General features: G+C 72.3%; 13 protein-coding genes. 8 read left to right on the top strand and 5 right to left on the bottom strand.

The genetic code is table 11. From position 1 onward, the window contains the following. Nucleotides 1-65: 65 nt before the first annotated feature. Nucleotides 66-1,286, bottom strand: a complete 1,221-nt coding sequence (locus tag ACWBNA_RS17825; RefSeq protein WP_482705509.1) for an acyl-CoA dehydrogenase family protein — start codon at nucleotides 1,284-1,286, stop codon at nucleotides 66-68. A gap of 217 nt (nucleotides 1,287-1,503) precedes the next feature. On the opposite strand from ACWBNA_RS17825, the gene ACWBNA_RS17830 reads away from it, so the two are divergent. The 7 genes from ACWBNA_RS17830 (at nucleotide 1,504) to ACWBNA_RS17860 (ending at nucleotide 9,155) form a co-directional block, all read left to right on the top strand. After that, complete coding sequence (locus ACWBNA_RS17830) at nucleotides 1,504-2,328, top strand: enoyl-CoA hydratase/isomerase family protein (protein WP_482705334.1); 825 nt, start codon at nucleotides 1,504-1,506, stop codon at nucleotides 2,326-2,328. 146 nt (nucleotides 2,329-2,474) lie between these two features. After that, entirely contained in the window at nucleotides 2,475-3,107 is a 633-nt protein-coding gene (locus tag ACWBNA_RS17835) for a hypothetical protein (RefSeq protein ID WP_482705335.1), read from the top strand. Then, nucleotides 3,104-5,695 carry a putative PEP-binding protein gene (locus ACWBNA_RS17840; RefSeq protein WP_482705336.1) on the top strand — a complete coding sequence of 864 codons (2,592 nt, stop codon included), beginning with the start codon at nucleotides 3,104-3,106 and terminating at the stop codon, nucleotides 5,693-5,695. Before ACWBNA_RS17835 ends, ACWBNA_RS17840 begins: the two co-directional genes overlap by 4 nt. Further along, nucleotides 5,692-6,837 (top strand): acyl-CoA dehydrogenase family protein, encoded by a 1,146-nt coding sequence (locus tag ACWBNA_RS17845; RefSeq protein WP_482705337.1) that lies wholly within the window; start codon nucleotides 5,692-5,694, stop codon nucleotides 6,835-6,837. Before ACWBNA_RS17840 ends, ACWBNA_RS17845 begins: the two co-directional genes overlap by 4 nt. After that, nucleotides 6,834-7,259 carry a Zn-ribbon domain-containing OB-fold protein gene (locus ACWBNA_RS17850; protein ID WP_482705338.1) on the top strand — a complete coding sequence of 142 codons (426 nt, stop codon included), beginning with the start codon at nucleotides 6,834-6,836 and terminating at the stop codon, nucleotides 7,257-7,259. Before ACWBNA_RS17845 ends, ACWBNA_RS17850 begins: the two co-directional genes overlap by 4 nt. After that, nucleotides 7,256-8,410, top strand: a complete 1,155-nt coding sequence (locus tag ACWBNA_RS17855) for a thiolase family protein (protein WP_482705339.1) — start codon at nucleotides 7,256-7,258, stop codon at nucleotides 8,408-8,410. The genes ACWBNA_RS17850 and ACWBNA_RS17855 overlap by 4 nt, the downstream gene beginning before the upstream one ends. A 34-nt stretch (nucleotides 8,411-8,444) precedes the next feature. After that, the gene (locus ACWBNA_RS17860) at nucleotides 8,445-9,155 is read left to right on the top strand and encodes an SDR family NAD(P)-dependent oxidoreductase (protein ID WP_482705340.1); all 711 of its coding nucleotides are present in this window, start codon (nucleotides 8,445-8,447) and stop codon (nucleotides 9,153-9,155) included. Nucleotides 9,156-9,287: 132 nt separating this feature from the next. On the opposite strand, the gene ACWBNA_RS17865 is transcribed toward ACWBNA_RS17860, so the two are convergent. Beyond that, complete coding sequence (locus tag ACWBNA_RS17865) at nucleotides 9,288-9,947, bottom strand: TetR/AcrR family transcriptional regulator (RefSeq protein WP_482705341.1); 660 nt, start codon at nucleotides 9,945-9,947, stop codon at nucleotides 9,288-9,290. A gap of 140 nt (nucleotides 9,948-10,087) precedes the next feature. Between ACWBNA_RS17865 and ACWBNA_RS17870 the strand changes: the two genes are divergently transcribed. Further along, nucleotides 10,088-10,696 carry a TetR/AcrR family transcriptional regulator gene (locus ACWBNA_RS17870; RefSeq protein ID WP_482705342.1) on the top strand — a complete coding sequence of 203 codons (609 nt, stop codon included), beginning with the start codon at nucleotides 10,088-10,090 and terminating at the stop codon, nucleotides 10,694-10,696. Between the two features lie 100 nt (nucleotides 10,697-10,796). On the opposite strand, the gene ACWBNA_RS17875 is transcribed toward ACWBNA_RS17870, so the two are convergent. From ACWBNA_RS17875 to ACWBNA_RS17885, 3 genes are read right to left on the bottom strand one after another with little or no spacing between them, the layout of a single operon-like run. Continuing rightward, entirely contained in the window at nucleotides 10,797-12,227 is a 1,431-nt protein-coding gene (locus tag ACWBNA_RS17875) for a 2-oxo acid dehydrogenase subunit E2 (RefSeq protein WP_482705343.1), read from the bottom strand. 4 nt (nucleotides 12,228-12,231) lie between these two features. Then, on the bottom strand, nucleotides 12,232-13,257 hold the full coding sequence (locus tag ACWBNA_RS17880; RefSeq protein WP_482705344.1) for an alpha-ketoacid dehydrogenase subunit beta: 1,026 nt from the start codon (nucleotides 13,255-13,257) through the stop codon (nucleotides 12,232-12,234). 5 nt (nucleotides 13,258-13,262) lie between these two features. Continuing rightward, entirely contained in the window at nucleotides 13,263-14,273 is a 1,011-nt protein-coding gene (locus ACWBNA_RS17885; protein ID WP_482705345.1) for a thiamine pyrophosphate-dependent dehydrogenase E1 component subunit alpha, read from the bottom strand. Nucleotides 14,274-14,309 lie beyond the last annotated feature (36 nt).

Raw genomic sequence — 14,309 nt, forward strand, 5'->3', positions numbered from 1 at the left:
TAACTCTGAAACTTGACTGTAGTCAATGACAAGAAACTAGGGCGCCGACGCAGACCGACGCCCTGTCAGGAGCCGGCGGATCCGGCCGGACGCGGCCGCCGGTACGGCTTCACCGCACGGCGCGCGATGGCGAAGCGGTGAGTCTCGGACGGGCCGTCGTAGATCCGGAACGGCCGTACCTCTCTGATCAGGCGCGCCAGCGGGGCGTCTTCGGCCGAGATGCCCAGCGCGCCGCAGATCTGCACCGCCCGGTCGACGATGCGGCCCACCGCCTCCGCCACGAAGACCTTGGACACCGAGGAGAACTGCGCGGCACTCGCGGTGCCGTTGTCCAACTCCCAGGCTGTACGCCAGATCAGCGCGCGGCTCGCCTCGATGTCGATCTCGGAGTCGGCCACCATCTGCTGCACCATGCCGAGATCCCCGAGCAGCGAGCCGAAGGCCTCGCGGGTCCCGGCGCGCTCCAGGGCGACGTCCCTGGCCCGGGTCGCGGCACCGAGCCAGCGCATGCAGTGTGTCAGGCGGGCGGGACCGAGGCGGACCTGGGCGTTCTCGAAGCCCCGGTGCACCTGGCCGAGGACCTGGTCCTCGCCCACCACGCATTCCTCGAACACGACCTCGCTGTGCCCGGCGAAGAGGCTCTCGTCCAGCGTGTGGATGTTGCGGACGATGCGCATGCCCGGGTTGTCGGCGTCGACGAGGAACATGGTGGCGCCGCCCGAGCCGCCGGGGCTGCCGTCGGTGCGGGCCATCACGATGGCGAAGTCGGCGCCGTTGGCCCCGGTGATGAACCACTTGCGCCCGTCGATGCGCCAGCCTCCGGGGACCCGTACCGCAGTGGTCCGCAGCGCGCGGGGATCGGAGCCGGCACCCGGCGCCGGTTCGGTCATCGCGAAGCAGGAGCGGTACTCGCCGGCGGCCAGCGGGCGCAGATAGCGGGCCTGCTGCTCCTCGGTGGCCACCTTCTCGAGCAGGTGCATGTTGCCCTCGTCCGGGGACGCGCAGTTCAGCGCCAGCGGGCCGAGCACGGAGTATCCGGCGGCTTCGAAGACCACCGCCTGCCCGCGCAGGTCGAGCCCGTGTCCGCCCCACCGCTTCGGGACGTGCGGCGCGAAGACGCCCGCCTCGCGCGCCCCCTTCTGCAGGGTTTCCCGCAACGCCTGCGGGGCGTCGTGGACGGACCCGCCGCATTCACGCTCGGCCGGGATCACCACGTCGCGGACGAACTCGGCCGTGGCCTCGGCAAGCCGGGCGACCGACGGATCGACATCGAACTGGATCGGCATGGTTCCTCCCGCCGACAGGCGTACGGGCGCCAGTGCCCGCCGCATCGCCGAAACTGTACAACGGGTCAAGTATCTAGCCCACCATCCCTACGGAGACCGCTGTGCGACATGGCTCACTCGGCGAGAGCACAGACCAGGCCATTGCCGAAACTGTAGAGCGGGACCAGTATGTGAGCGCCATTCTCAAGCAGGTCCCGATGACGGGAGAAGACCTCCGATGAGCACCCAGCCGGTCCGGGTCGTCCGCCACTCCGAGGGAGTCGTCGAGCTGCTGCTGGACGACGCCGGACGCGGAAACGCCCTGGATCTCACCACCGCAGAGGCCTTGCGCGACGCGACCGCCGACGTCACCGAGGACCCCGGCGGCGCGGTCCTGCTGCGGGCGACGGGCGGGAACTTCTGCGTGGGCGGTGACCTGCGCGCCTTCGCCGGGCGAGCGGCGGACACGGCCTCCTACGTGCACGCTGTCGCCTCCGCCGCGCACGAGGCCGTACGGGCCCTGCACGAGCTGCCCGTACCCATGGTGACCGCCGTGCGCGGCGCGGCCGCGGGCGGCGGAATCGGTTTGGCCCTGGCGGGCGACCTCGTGGTGGCGGCCCGGTCGGCGCGCTTCCGGCTGGCGTACACGGCGATCGGACTCACCCCGGACTGCGGCGCCTCATGGATCCTCCAGCGACTGCTGGGACCTCGGCGGGCGGCGGACCTGATCCTCACCAACCGGGTCCTGACCGGCGAGGACGCCGAGCGGTGGGGGCTGGTGTCCCGGCTCGTGGAGGATGCCGAGCTCGACGACACGGCGTACCGGACCGCAGCCGAGCTGGCCGCCGGCTCCGGTGCCGCGCTGCGGGCCGCGAAGGAGCTGCTGCGGACGGGCACCGAGGCGCCGCTGGAGAAGCACCTCGCCGAGGAGGCGCGCTCGATCGCCGCTCTGGCGGGCGGGGCGGAGGCCCAGGCCGCCATGGAGTCGTTCCTCGCCGCCCGGTCCCGCAACAGGGCACCTTCCGCACGGTCGACCCCCGACAAGTCGCAAAGTGTTTCTTGAGTACCTCTTCACTAACAGGGCCGCTCGGGCGTAACCTCCGGGCAACACAGATCGCAGTCCCCTGCGACGCCCACCCATCGCAGTCCCTGCGAGCCGGCAACTGTCGCCGCGCGGCTTGAGCCCGCGCCCCACAAGAAGGTGTGGAGATGCATTCTGCTGCCGCGGAGCGGACAGACACGCTCGACAAGTCCCTCACGGACGCCGTCATCGACCTCGTCCTGCGCGGGATGTGGCGCGGTGTGCCGGAGGACCGGTACCGCCCCCTGGTAGACGCCGGGCTCGCCATGGTGAAGGGCCCGATGGTGCTGCCCACGGAGTACGCCAAGAACGCCGCGGCCAAGATGCTGCGGATCCCGGCGGGCTCGGAACTGCAGGACCCGATCAACGCGGTCTACGAGGCGTTCCTGCCGGTCAACCGGAAGGTGCGCGAGGTCTGCACGGCCTGGCAGTGCCGCCCGGACGGCAGCGTCAACGACCACAACGACAGCGCCTACGACGCCGAGGTGCGCGAGATGCTGGAGGACGTGCACGAGGCCATCCAGCCGGTGCTGCGCCGACTGGAGCGGTTGCTCGCGGGCAGCGGACGGTACCTCACCGGCCTGGAGGAGGCGCTCGACCGGTTCGACGACGGCGGCGCCCAGTGGCTGGCCTCCCCGCTGTGCGACTCGTACCACACCGTGTGGATGCGGCTGCACCAGGAACTGCTGCTGGTCCTGGGAATCAGCCGGGCCGACGACGAGGCACTCGAGGAAAAGCTGGTCCGAAGGAGCCGAGGTTGAGCGTCACCGACCGACCGGCGGGCACTGTCACGCAGGCCCAGCCCCAGGCCCCCGGTCTCACCCTGGTGCCGTACGGCCAGGGAAGGATCCGCGGGCTGGACGCCGATGAGCTGGGCGCGCACGGCATCGCGATGGACCGGCTGGTGGCCCTCGGGCTGCCGGTGGTCCCGGGGCTGACCGTGCCCGCGGGCTCCGCGCGGGCGCTGGGCGAGCCCGGCACCGCACGGGCGGCCGTCGAACTCGTCGAGCAGCTGTCGGGACGCCGGGTCGGCGACGCCGCCCGCCCGCTGCTGCTGCGGCTGTCGGCGAGCGCTCCCGGCGAGGTCGCCGGGCTGCCGCCCGACCTCGCCTGTCTCGGCGCCACCCCGGACAACGCCGGGGACCTGTGCACCGTCATCGGCCGCGCGGACGGACTCCACGAGGTGTGGGCGGCCACGGTCCGCATGATCGCGGAGTACGCCCTCGACATACCGGCCGCCGTACTGGACGACGCGCTCCTCGACGCCCCCGAGCCCCGCGCCCGGGTCGAGGCACTGCTGTCCCTGGTCGCACGGCACGCCGAGCGGCCCTTCCCCGACGACCCGGCCGAGCAGCTCGCCCTGGCCGCCCGGGCGGTCCTGGCCCGCTGGGACTCACCGCGCGCCAGAAGGTCCCGCAAGGCTCAAAAGCTCCCCGCCGACCTGGGCATCGCCCTGCACGTACAGGCGCTGCGCGTCGGTCCCTCGGACCGCTCCGGCTACGGCACGGCGGTCAGCCGCCACCCCGAGACCGGCCGCTTCTCGGCGGAGGGCTCGTTCTTCCGGGGCGTACGCCGCAGCGCGCCGCCCCCGCACACCGGCGAACCGCTCAGGAAACTGACGGCGGGCACGACCCTCCTCGAACATTCGCTGCTCACCCTCGAGCGCCATCTGCACGCACCGGTCTCCGTCGACTTCGAGGTCCGCGACGGCGAGATCTCCCTGCTCGCCGCCTCCGTGCAGAGCCGTCCGCCGCTGCGCGCCTCGGTGTGCCTCGCGGCCGACCTGGCCCGGGACGGGGCACTGGAGAAAGAGGACGCGGTACGCCGGATCAGCCCCGCGCAGGTGCAGGAACTGCTGCACCCGCAACTGAAGCTGACCGGCGACGAAGACCTCCTGGTCCGCGGACTGCCCGCGTCCCCCGGAGCCGCGACCGGCGTCGTCGTGCTCTCCGGCGAACGCGCCCTGGAGCTGGCCGCCGAGGACACGCACGCCGTCCTGGTGATGCACGAGACCTCACCGGCCGACGTCCCCGGGATGCTGGCCGCCGCCGCGGTGCTCACCGGCAGCGGAGGCATCGCCTCGCACGCGGCCGTGGTGGCACGCGGCGCCGGGAAGCCGGCGGTGTGCGGTGCCGAGGGACTGCGGGTGGACCGGGCGGCGGGCACGGTACGGATCGGGGACCGGGTGCTGCGCGAGGGCGACCCGGTGTCGCTCGACGGCCGCACCGGTGCCGTCTACGCCGGAACGCTGAGCATCAGCGTCGCCGGACCGCCACCGGAGCTGTCCACCCTGCTGGAGTGGGCCGACGACGTGCGCCGCCTCGGAGTACGGGTCAACGCCGACACCGCGGCGGAGGTGACCACCGCCGTCGCCCTCGGCGCGGAGGGTGTGGGCCTGTGCCGCACCGAGCACCAGTTCCTCGGCGAGCGGCTGCCGCTGATCCGCAGCGTCATCCTGGCCGCCGACCCGGCGGCCCGCGACGCAGCACTGATCGCCCTGGAACACGCACAGCACGAGGACTTCAAGGCGCTGCTCGCCGCGGTCGGCGACCGCCCGGTCACCGTGCGCCTGCTGGACGCGCCGCTGCACGAGTTCCTGCCCGCTCCGGGAGAGGCCGAGGCCGCCGGGGACACGGGGGCCGAGCAGCGGGCCGCGTCACTGCGCGAGGCCAACCCCATGCTCGGGCTGCGCGGCGTACGTCTGGCACTGCTGCACGAACGGCTGTACCCGGCGCAGGCCGAAGCCCTCTTCTCGGCGTGGGCCGATGTCGCCGCGACCGGCGTCCGGCCCCAGCTGGAGGTGATGATCCCGCTGGTCAGCATGGAGGAGGAGCTTCAGGCCGCGGCCGCCTTCGTGCGCGAGGCCGCCGCCACGGTGGCCGCCCGCACCGGCGTGGAGGTGCCGTACCGGCTGGGCACGATGATCGAGACGCCGCGGGCCGCTCTGATGGCCGCGGAACTCGCCGAGCACGCCGAGTTCTTCTCCTTCGGCACGAACGACCTCACCCAGCTCACCTACGGCTTCTCCCGGGACGACGTGGAGCGCCAGGTGCTCGCCTCGTACCAGGAACGCGGGTTCCTCACCGCCAGCCCGTTCGCCCGGCTCGACCCGCACGGCGTCGGCGCGCTGATCGCCCTGGCCGTGGAGCGGGCGAGGAGCGTACGGCCGGACATCAAGCTCGGCGTGTGCGGTGAGCACGGCGGGGACCCCGAGTCGATCGCGTTCTGCGACGACCTGGGACTCGACTACGTCTCCTGCTCCGCGCACCGCGTGCCGGTCGCCCGTATGGCGGCGGCGCACAGCGTGCTGCGCGGGAGTGGGAGCGAGCGGAACAGGACAGCGACATGACCACTGTGACCGGCCCCGCCGGCGAAGTGACCGAGGCCTCCGAGTCCGAACTGGAGGATCTGCGCGAGACCGTGCGGTCGGTGTGCGCGGACGCGGGCGGCATCGCCGCGGTGCGCTCGCTCGACGAGCACTCCCCCGGCATCGACGCCGGCCTGTGGGACACCCTCGGCCGGCAGGTGGGCCTGGCGGCCCTCGGCCTGCCGGAGGACGTGGGCGGCATCGGCGGCCTGGCGGAGATCGCCGTGGTCTGCGAGGAACTCGGCAGGACGCTGGCGCCGGTGCCGTTGCTGTCCTCCACCGTGCTGGCCGGGCAGGTACTGGCCGGCTGCGGTACCGCCGCCCAGCCACTGACGGAACTGGCCGAAGGCCGCGTGCACGCACTCGCGGTGGCCGCTCCCGACGGTGTCTGGCGGCCGGGCGCCGTACCGGTGGGGGTCACCTGGCGGGGCGGCGTCGCGGTGCTGGACGGCACCGCGCCGTTCGTCCTGTCCGGGGCCGACGCCGAGGCACTGGTGGTCGCGGCCGCCGGTCCCGACGGCGTGGACCTGTTCCTCGCCGACCCGCGCGAGCCGGGCGTGACCGTCCGCCGGGTGCCCACCCTGGACCTGAGCCGCGGCCAGGCGGTGGTCACCTTCTCCGGTGCCCGGGCACGTGCGCTGACCGCCGGGGGCGAGGGGACGGAGGTCGTCACCCGCGCCCTGGACACCGCCCTGGTAGCGCTGGCCGCCGAACAACTCGGCGGAGCACAGGCCGCGTTGGACATGACCGTGGCCCATGTGCGGGACCGCACCCAGTTCGGCAGGGCACTCGGCAGCTTCCAGGCCGTCAAGCACACCTGCGCGGACATGCTGCTCCAGGTGGAGTCCGCGCGGTCCTCAGTGGTTCGGGCGGTCCGTGCGGCGGGCTCGTCCCCGGAAGCGCTCGCGGAGGCCGCGGCGGTGGCGCAGTCCTGGTGCGGCGAGGCCTTCACGTTCGTCGCGGCGGAGTGCGTCCAGCTGCACGGCGGCATGGGCTTCACCTGGGAGCACGACGCGCACCTGTACTTCCGGCGCGCGCAGTCCGACGCCGTACTGCTGGGCGGCACCACGCACCACCGGGAACGGCTCGCCGCACTGCTGGGCTGGGACAGGACGTCCGCATGACCACCAGACTCATCGACGAAGGCCTCTTCGAGGGTGCCGATCCCCCGCGCCTCGTGGGGGCACGCTGCTCCGGATGCGGCACCGTCGTCTTTCCCCGGCAGGACTCCTGCCCCAGGTGCTCGGACGGGACCATGTCCGCGCATCCCCTGCCGACGAGGGGACGGGTGTGGTCGTGGACGCTGCAGGCGTTCCCGCCCAAGCCGCCGTTCCGGCAGCCGGCCGGTGACTACGAGCCGTATCACGTCGGCTATGTGGACCTCGGTGAGGTGCTGGTCGAGGCGCGGCTGGAGGTGTCCCGCCCGGAGGTACGGATCGGGCTTCCGGTCCGGCTCACCACGGTGCCCGCGTACCAGGACGAGGACGGCACCGACGTGCTGACATTCGCGTTCCGCCCGGATGTGCGACCGGGAGGACAGCGATGAGCCGGGACGACGACGTCTATGTGGTCGGTTGCGGGATGCATCCCTTCGGTCGCGACGAGTCCGTCAGCGGGATGGACATGGCGGTACGTGCGGTGCGCGAGGCGCTGGCAGACGCCGGTGTCGGCTGGGAGGACATCGGGTACGCGGCGGGCGGCTCCGACGTGTCCGGCAAGCCCGACACACTGGTGGGCCGACTGGGGCTGACCGGTGTGCCGTTCGTCAATGTGCAGAACGGCTGCGCGACCGGCGCCTCGACGGTGCTGGCGGTGGCCAACGCGCTGCGGGCGGGCGAGGCGTCGCTGGGGCTGGCCGTGGGGTTCGACAAGCACGAGCGGGGCGCGTTCCATGTGTCGGCGGCCCGTTACGGTCTCGCCGACTGGTACGCGGAGACCGGGATGATGCTGACGACCCAGTTCTTCGCCCTCAAGACGCAGCGCTATCTCCACGAGTACGGCATTCCGGAGCGGGCGCTGGCGATGGTGGCCGCGCGTGCCTTCCGCAACGGCTCCCGTCACCCCCTGGCCTGGCGGCGCAAGGAGCTCACGGAGGAGGAGATCCTCCTCTCCGCCGAGGTGAGCCCGCCGCTCACCCAGTACATGTTCTGCTCCCCGGGTCAGGGCGCGGCCGCGCTGGTCCTTGCGCGCGGCGACCGCGCCTTCGACCTGTGCGAACAGCCGGTGAAACTGGCCTCGTTGGCCTTCCGGACCAGGCGGTTCGGCTCGTTCGAGGTGTTCTCGCCCTGGCTGCCGCCGGGACCGCACCGCAGCCCGAGCGTCGACGCGGCCCAGGCGGTGTTCCAGGGTGCCGGTCTGCGGCCCGCCGATGTGCAGGTGGCCCAGTTGCAGGACACCGACAGCGGCTCGGAGCTGATCCACCTGGCGGAGACCGGGCTGTGCGAGCACGGCGAGCAGGAGCGACTGCTGGCCGCGGGAGACACCGACCCCACCGGCCGGATCCCCGTCAACACCGACGGCGGGTGCCTGGCGGGCGGCGAACCGGTCGGCGCCTCCGGGCTGCGCCAGTTCCATGAGGTCGTACGGCAGTTGCAGGGCCGCGCGCCGGGCGTACAGGTGCCGGGCGGCCCCCGGGTGGGCTTCACCCATGTGTACGGGGCGCCCGGGATCAGCGCGTGCGCGGTGCTGACGGTCTGAACGGCGCGGCTGCGCCCAACCGAGGAGAACTGTCATGAGCGAGCCCAGAACCGCCCTGGTCACCGGCGGGGCGCGCGGGATCGGCGCGGAGATCTGCCGGCAGCTCGCGGACCGGGGGCTGCGGGTCCTGGTCGGGGCGCGGAAGCGGGAGGCGGCCGAGGAGGTGTGCCGGTCCATCGGCCCGGCGGCGCTGCCACTCGCCCTGGACGTGGGTTCCGCGCCGAGCGTCACCGAAGCGGTGCGCGAGGCCGGGGAACTGCTCGGCGGCGGGGGCGGGATCGACGTCCTGGTGAACAACGCCGGGGTGTCCCTGGACGGCGACCTGCGGCCGCCGTACCTCGACGAGGACGTCCTGCGCTCCACCCTGGACATCAACCTCGTGGGTGCCTGGCGCGTGGCCGAGGCCGTCGTGCCGGGCATGGTGCGGGCCGGCTACGGGCGGGTGGTCAACCTCACCAGCTCGTACGGTTCGCTGGCGCTGATGGACTCCGGCCGGCGCCCGGCCTACCGCGTCTCCAAGACCGCGCTCAACGCCCTGACCCGGATGCTCGCGGGCGAGTTGGCCGGCACGGGAGTCCTGGTCAACGCGGCCGACCCCGGCTGGACCCGCAGCGCCATGGGCGGCCCGGCCGCCCCGCGCGGGCCGGAGGAGGGCGCGGACACGCCCGTCTGGCTGGCGACTCTGCCGGAAGGTGATCAGACGACGGGCGGGCTGTTCGCCGAGCGCCGACCGCTGCCCTGGTGAGCGGGCTGTTGCCGGACGGGTCCTGAGCGCCTCGGCGAAGTCCGGTGCCAGCCGCGCCCCTGAGGGGCGCCAGGAACCGCGCGCCCAGCCCTCACCGGCCGCGCGTTCATCACTGCCCTTCCAGCGGAGCGCTCAGGCGGACGTGGCCGCGGACTCGGTCTTCTGGTCGGCGGCCACGATGCGCAGCGCGAGAGACCTGACCGCCTCCTGGACGGACTGGGACGGCATCCGGGACAGCGGTCCGCCCTCGGCGCGCAACGCGGTCACCAGGATGGTCGTACTGATGAACGTGCGGACCGCGAGCGCCTGCGAGGCGTGCCGCGCCTTGGCCGCTCGGGGGCTTCGGGCGGTGCTCTCGGGCAGATAGTCGTACGCACGCTGGATGTGCCGCTGCTCGAACTCGTCGCGCAGGAGCTTGATGGTGCCGTTGGCGGAGGCGATCTGGACCTGGTAGAGCCGGGCCTCGTCCGGGTTCTTCTCCACCCAGTCCCACACGGCGTCGATGGTGCGGATCAGGCCCTCGGCGTCACCCGGCTCGGTGTCCGGCCGGGCCCTCTCCACGACGGTGTTCAGCTGGTCGAAGACCCGCCGCATGGAGAGTTCGAGCAGTTCCTCCTTGCCGGCGAAGTGGTAGTAGACGGCCGTGGGCACCACCTGGGCCTCGTCCGCGATGTCCTGCACACTGGTCTCCGCGAAGCCGTTGCGGCCGAACACCCGGACGGCGGCGCTGATGATGTGCTGACGTCGCGAAGGTCGGTGGGCGGGCTGCTTGCCGTTCGTGGTGGCCATCATGCTCCCTGGCGGTTGCCGCGACCGGATCCTGTGGGCCCCGGCGTACTGACCATGTTATCCAGTTACTCCCGCAGGTCGAGCCCGTAATCCCTGGTACCCGCGTGGCTCTGGAAGACCAAGGTCACGGCATACTTGACACCATGACTACATCCGGAACCCGCGCAGCTCACCGCCCTTCGCGCAGGCAGTGGGTGATCGAGGCAGCCACGGAGCTGTTCGCCACCCAGCCTCCGGACGAGGTGACCGTGGCGGACATCGCGGCTCGGGCCGAGATGACGTCGGCCGCGGTGTACTACCACTTCTCCTCCAAGGACCAGGTCCTGGTGGAAGGTATGCGGGTGTTCGCCGCCGCGCTGCGCGAGCAGTTGGAGACGCTCACCGAGGCGCACGAGCCCGGCTCGGACATCGGCCCCACCGTCACCTCGCTGGTGGTCTGGCTGGGCGAGCACCGGTCCGCCGCCACCGTCTTCTTCGTGTCCTCGGCCGGGATGAGCCAGGAGGCGGAGGCGCTACGGCACGAGGTCCGGACGCAGTTGCTGGACGTACTGGTGGGGCTGATCCGCAAGGGCCGTGCACCGGTCACCGACGCGGAGGCGGCGGTGACCGGCCTGGGGGTGCTGGCGCTGGTCGAAACCGCGGCCGTCTCGCAGGTCCGGGGGGACGACGTCTACCGCTCTCTCGGGCACCGTTCCTTCCTCAGCGAGGTCGGCCGGCTCGCCGAGCGGATCGCCGACCCGGCGGCCGAGTAGCGGGCCCGAGCGGCGAAGCACGAGCGACGGACCCGGGTAATGAGCCGCGCCCGCCGACCGGATGGGTGGAAACGGTCGGCGGGCGCGGGGCCGGGGGTGGTCAGACCAGAAGCCTCAGCGGTTTGCGCAGCAGCTCACCGACCGTGCGCAGGTACTCGGCCGCCGGCGCCCCGTCCACGGCGCGGTGGTCGAAGGTGAGACTCAGGGTGAGCACCTGGGTCCGCCGCGGTTGTTCGTCCACCCACTCGACGCCGTCCCTGAGCCTGCCCACGCCGAGAATCGCGACGTTGCCGGGGTTGATCACCGGGGTGAAGAAGTCGACGCCGTACCCGCCCAGCGAGGTGACGGTGAACGTGGCGCCTTCCAGCAGCGCCGGGGAGATCCGCCCGGATCGGGCGTTCTCCGCCAGCTCCCTGGACCTACGGGCCATTTCGGGCAGCGGCAGCTCGGCCGCGTCCTCGATCACCGGCACGAGCAGGCCGTTCGGCACCGCGACGGCGAATCCGAGGTGGATGCCTTCGTACAGGTGCACGCCGTCCTCGCGCACCCCTGCGTTGAGCAGCGGGTGTTCGCGCAGGGCCAGTGCGGCGGCCTTCATCAGGAAGTCGCCCAGGCTGGGCACCGGCAGGTCGCTGTCGGCCCACTCCTGCTTCAGCTGGGTCCGCAGGGCCACGACCGCGTCCATCCGCACCTCGTAGCCGTGCGTCAGCTGTGCCATCTCCTGGAGGCTGGCGTGCATCCGGCGGGCGATGGTGCCGCGCATCCCGGTGAGCGGGATGACGTCCCCGGGCTGTGGTGACGCGGTGGCCTTGCGGGCCGTCGCGGGGGCCGGTGCGGGTGCGGCCGCCGGGGTGGCGGCGTCGAGGTCGGCCCGTCGGATCCGCCCGCCCGCACCCGTGGGACGTACGTCCGCGAGGTCGATGCCCCGCTCCTTCGCCAGACGGCGGACCAGGGGGGAGGTGGGTGTGACCGGGCCCGCCGGCAGGACCGTGGGCGGCTGCGCCGCCGAGGCGAGCAGGTACTCCTCCACGTCCTCGGAGACGATGCGGCCGCCGGGCCCGGTGCCGCGTACGGCGGTGAGGTCGACGCCGGTCTCGGCCGCCACTCGGCGGGCGTTCGGCGAGGCCAGGAGCCGGCCACCCGAGCCGTTGAGGGCGACGGCGCCGCCGGGTGCCGCAGTGCCATTGAGCGACGGCGCCACGAAGGGAACGCCCTGGACGTCCGGCACCGCGTCCGTCCCGGAAGCCACAGACCCGGTGGGCGCGGCCGTGTCCCCCGCCCCCGGCAGCTGCTCGCCTTCGGCCAGCAGCCAGCCGATGAGCGCCCCCGCCGGAAGAGTCGCTCCGGCCTGGGCCACGGGATGGAACAGGCCCGCGGCCTCCGCCTCGACATCCACGTCGACCTTGTCGGTCGCCAGCCGCAGCAGTGCGTCGCCCTCGGCGACGGCACCGCCGGTCGGCACGAGCCACTCGTCGATCGTGCCTTCCTGCATGGTCAGGCCGATCTTCGGCAGCAGAACCTCGACCGCCATTCGGTCACGACCTTTCGAGGAGGCGACGGCAGCCCCGCACGATGCGGGCCTGGTCGGGCACATAGGCCTTCTCCAGCACCGGGGAGAACGGCACCGGGGAGAAGGGGGCGCCGATGCGCAGAACGGGAGCGTCCAGGTAGTCGAAGGCCGCGTCCTGGATCTGGGCGGCGATCTCGCCGCCGAGCCCGCCGAAGGTCACGGCCTCGTGGACCACGAGGACCCGGTTGGTGCGGCGCACGGAGGCGATCATGGTCTCGGTGTCCAGGGGCTGCACGGTGCGCGGGTCGATGACCTCGACCTCGATGCCTTCGGCGGCCAGTTCCCCGGCCGCCGCGAGGGCCTCGCCCACCATGCGGCCCAGGGCGATGACGGTGACGTCGGAGCCCCGCCGCGCGGTGTGGGCCTGGCCGAGCGGGATGCCGTAGATCTCCTCGGGCACCTCGCTCTTGCTGCCGAGCAGGACCTTGTTGAGCATGACGACGACCGGGTTGTTGTCGCGGATCGCGGAGACGGTCAGGCCCTTGGCGGTGTACGCGTCGGACGGCATCACGACCTTGAGGCCGGGCACGTGGCAGAGCCAGGCCTCCAGGCTCTGGCTGTGCTGGGCGGCGGCGCCGAGGCCCGCGCCGGAGGCGGTGGTGATGGTGAGCGGCACCGACACGGAACCGCCGAACATGTACTTCATCTTGGCGGCCTGGTTGACGATCTGGTCCAGGCAGACGCCGATGAAGTCCATGAACATCAGGTCGACGACGGGGCGCAGTCCCCGGGCGGCGGCGCCCACGCCCAGGCCGACGAGCGCGGCCTCGGAGATCGGGGTGTCGATCATGCGGCGGGGGCCGAACTCGTCGAGCAGGTTGTCGAACATGCGGAAGACCCCGCCGTACCCGGCGACGTCCTCTCCGGCGACGAAGACGTTCTCGTCCTCGCGCATGACCTGCGCCAGGCCCTCGTTGAACGCCTTGACGTAGGTGAGCTTGCGGCCCGTGCCGTCCGGGGCAAGGGCCGGCGCTTCGGTGATGGTGGTCATGGCGGTCATCCCGAGTAGACGTTGAGGAGCAGGTCGGCGGTGTCGGGCAGCGGGCTGGCCTCGGCGTACGCGATGGCCTCGGCGATCTCGTCGCGGGTGCGCTGCCAGGTGTCGTCCAGCTCGGCGCGGGTGGCGGTGCCGTCGGCCAGGGCACGGGCCTCCAGCAGGTCGATCGCGTCGCGGGCCTTCCACTCCTCGACCTCGGCGTCCGAGCGGTAGGGGTGACGCAGCCCCTTGACGCCCTGGTGGTCGTAGTAGCGGTAGGTCTTGGCCTCGATGAACATGGGGCCCTCACCGGCCCGGGCGCGTGCGACGGCGTCGAGGGTGGCCTGGTGGACGGCGAGCGCGTCCATGCCGTCGACGATCACGCTCGGCATGCCGTAGGACGCGGCCCGGTCGGCGACGTCGGTGATCAGCATGTGCTTGGACTGCGGGGTGAACTCGGCGTAGCCGTTGTTCTCGCAGATGAACAGGACCGGCAGGCGCAGGATGGCCGCCATGTTGGCGCCCTCGTGGAAACTGCCGATGTTGGTGGCGCCGTCTCCGAAGAAGGTGACGGCGATGTTGTCCTCGCCCCGGTACTGGGCGGCGAAGGCGGCGCCGACGGCGATCGGGACGCCGGCGCCGACGATGCCGTTGGCGCCGAGCATGCCGAGGGTGACGTCGTTGATGTGCATGCTTCCGCCGCGGCCGAGGCAGGCGCCGGTGACGCGGCCGTACAGCTCGGAGTACATGTGCTTGAAGCTGACGCCCTTGGCCACGGCATGGCCGTGGCCCCGGTGCGTGGAGGTGATCTGGTCGTCGTCACGGAGGGCCGCCATCACGCCCGCGGCGACCGCCTCCTGACCGACGTAGAGGTGCAGGAAGCCTGGCAGCTTGCCGGCTTCCATGAGTTTTCCCGCCTCGGTCTCGAACAGGCGGATGCGCACCATGCGCTCGTGCAGATCCCTGACTACCTGCGCCGATGCCTGGTTCGCGACCGGATCGGCCGACTTCTTCGATGCCCTTTGAGCCATCGTCCGCCCCTTCGCCCCGAGCGAGGTGTGTCACGC

This window comes from Streptomyces sp. Q2, assembly GCF_056820935.1.

Excerpts from the sequence above, each read along its gene's own strand:
- ACWBNA_RS17825 (WP_482705509.1), bottom strand. The coding sequence starts at position 1,286 with ATGCCGATCCAGTTCGATGTCGATCCGTCGGTCGCCCGGCTTGCCGAG.
- ACWBNA_RS17830 (WP_482705334.1), top strand. The coding sequence starts at position 1,504 with ATGAGCACCCAGCCGGTCCGGGTCGTCCGCCACTCCGAGGGAGTCGTC.
- ACWBNA_RS17835 (WP_482705335.1), top strand. The coding sequence starts at position 2,475 with ATGCATTCTGCTGCCGCGGAGCGGACAGACACGCTCGACAAGTCCCTC.
- ACWBNA_RS17845 (WP_482705337.1), top strand. The coding sequence starts at position 5,692 with ATGACCACTGTGACCGGCCCCGCCGGCGAAGTGACCGAGGCCTCCGAG.
- ACWBNA_RS17850 (WP_482705338.1), top strand. The coding sequence starts at position 6,834 with ATGACCACCAGACTCATCGACGAAGGCCTCTTCGAGGGTGCCGATCCC.
- ACWBNA_RS17855 (WP_482705339.1), top strand. The coding sequence starts at position 7,256 with ATGAGCCGGGACGACGACGTCTATGTGGTCGGTTGCGGGATGCATCCC.
- ACWBNA_RS17860 (WP_482705340.1), top strand. The coding sequence starts at position 8,445 with ATGAGCGAGCCCAGAACCGCCCTGGTCACCGGCGGGGCGCGCGGGATC.
- ACWBNA_RS17865 (WP_482705341.1), bottom strand. The coding sequence starts at position 9,947 with ATGATGGCCACCACGAACGGCAAGCAGCCCGCCCACCGACCTTCGCGA.
- ACWBNA_RS17870 (WP_482705342.1), top strand. The coding sequence starts at position 10,088 with ATGACTACATCCGGAACCCGCGCAGCTCACCGCCCTTCGCGCAGGCAG.
- ACWBNA_RS17875 (WP_482705343.1), bottom strand. The coding sequence starts at position 12,227 with ATGGCGGTCGAGGTTCTGCTGCCGAAGATCGGCCTGACCATGCAGGAA.
- ACWBNA_RS17880 (WP_482705344.1), bottom strand. The coding sequence starts at position 13,257 with ATGACCACCATCACCGAAGCGCCGGCCCTTGCCCCGGACGGCACGGGC.
- ACWBNA_RS17885 (WP_482705345.1), bottom strand. The coding sequence starts at position 14,273 with ATGGCTCAAAGGGCATCGAAGAAGTCGGCCGATCCGGTCGCGAACCAG.